Source organism: Campylobacter sp. CNRCH_2013_0898h (assembly GCF_025772965.1).
Taxonomy (GTDB): Bacteria; Campylobacterota; Campylobacteria; order Campylobacterales; family Campylobacteraceae; genus Campylobacter_D; species Campylobacter_D lari_D.
Genome location: NZ_JAKMTD010000028.1, coordinates 1 through 1,577 on the forward strand (window position 1 = coordinate 1; position 1,577 = coordinate 1,577).

At 25.9% G+C, this 1,577-nt stretch carries 2 protein-coding genes; both read left to right on the forward strand.

Annotation, left to right across the window (positions count from 1 at the left end):
* The first annotated feature begins 128 nt into the window (after nt 1-128).
* Nucleotides 129-959 carry an Abi family protein gene (locus tag L8X50_RS08165; protein ID WP_263660886.1) on the forward strand — a complete coding sequence of 277 codons (831 nt, stop codon included), beginning with the start codon at nt 129-131 and terminating at the stop codon, nt 957-959.
* Nucleotides 946-1,577 (forward strand): hypothetical protein (locus tag L8X50_RS08170; RefSeq protein WP_263660887.1); only part of this gene is annotated, 632 nt, incomplete at its 3' end. The genes L8X50_RS08165 and L8X50_RS08170, both read left to right, overlap by 14 nt.

The following is a 1,577-nucleotide window of genomic DNA, read 5'->3' on the forward strand; positions in this document are numbered from 1 at the left end:
CAACAATGCTATAATAAACAATACTAACCTTAAAGGTAAAAAAATTGCTTAAAATATTAAAAAACTTTCATTGTAATTTTTACAAAAAAATATATAAAAAACTATTTTTAGAATATCAAGGAATATAAATGAAAAAACCTTTTTATAAACTTAAAAGATTTTATATACCCTGTATTATATTAATCATAATACTTGCCGTGCTTGCAAAATTACTTTATTCTCCTTTATATACGATTTATTGGGGAATGTATCATTTTCCTAAAAAAGAACAAGAATTTAGAATTTTTGAAAAAATGACTTTAAATCCAAGTCCTAAAGATATGATTAAAATTGTAGATGATTATCAGCCTAAACTAGAAGACTTTAGAGATTTAAATACAAAAATGCAAAAGGCTATTTTTGATTTTAAGGTGGCTAAATTCTTTGGATTTGAGGATAGGTACTTTGAAGTTTCTCTTAAAAGCTACATTAGTCTTTTCATTTTTCTACATGGCAAAGAACATACTTATTTTAATTATCTTAATTTCATAAGCGATTTAAATTCAAATGAGAAACAAAAATACCTAAACTTAAGAGCCTCTACTAAAGATTTAGAAAAACAAATTTTTGAAGAAAAACTTAAATTTATAAAGCACTATGAAGAATTTTATGATTATTTAGATAGCATAGGCTATTTGAATAAGGGTTCTTGGTATAAAACTATGGCAATCTATCCAAAAATAACAATTCGAGGTCTTCTTTTATTTCATAACAATCAATTGTGTTCTTCTAAGGATACAAATTTCATATTTCAAAACATGAAAGAAAACTATAATATATTTAATAATTTAGATCCAAATAGCTCAAAACTTCTCGATAAGACACTCGGAAAAGAATGGAAAGATTACCGCAAAAATGTATCAATCTTTATAGAAGATACAATAAACAAAATCCAAAAGGCCTTAGATGAATGCAAATGAAAATAATACTAGTGTTCATAATGAAAACAATACCACTATTAACATTAAAGAAAGTATAAAAGAAGCTCTAAGAGAAGGACAAGAGGTTATAGAAAGTAGTAGAGAAGGAATAGGAAAAGCAAGTAATACTTTCGATTTTTTTAGCAGTGGCTTCAACCTTTCCCCCAACTCTCCCACTAAAGAAACCCTACAACCTTATATTCAAAAAGTTCAAGTTATTACAGATAAAGTGGATAACAAACTAAAAATTACTGAATATACCTTAGAGTATATTGACAATGGTGATATAACTAAAGTTTTAGTAAAACTAGGAGAAGAAGTTATACAAGATTTTGTTTTAAAAAAAGGCTTAGATATTTCTAAAGAAATAGCACTTATCTTGTTTAGAGGAAAAATTATTTTTGGTATAATTATTTTTGCTGGAGGAAGTGTTATATCTTACTATTTTTCTGAAAACATTAAAGAATTAGCAAAAAAACTGCTAATAAATACTCAAGATTTGCTTAATAAAATCGGAGATAAAATTAAACCTCCTGTTGTATGCCCTAGTAATTCTATAACACCTAATGGTCAATGTATTGATCATCCAAATGATTTTTTTCAAAAACTAATCAATCC

Bases quoted from the DNA above. Each gene is read 5' to 3' on its own strand.
- L8X50_RS08165 (WP_263660886.1), top strand. From the start codon at position 129: ATGAAAAAACCTTTTTATAAACTTAAAAGATTTTATATACCCTGTATT.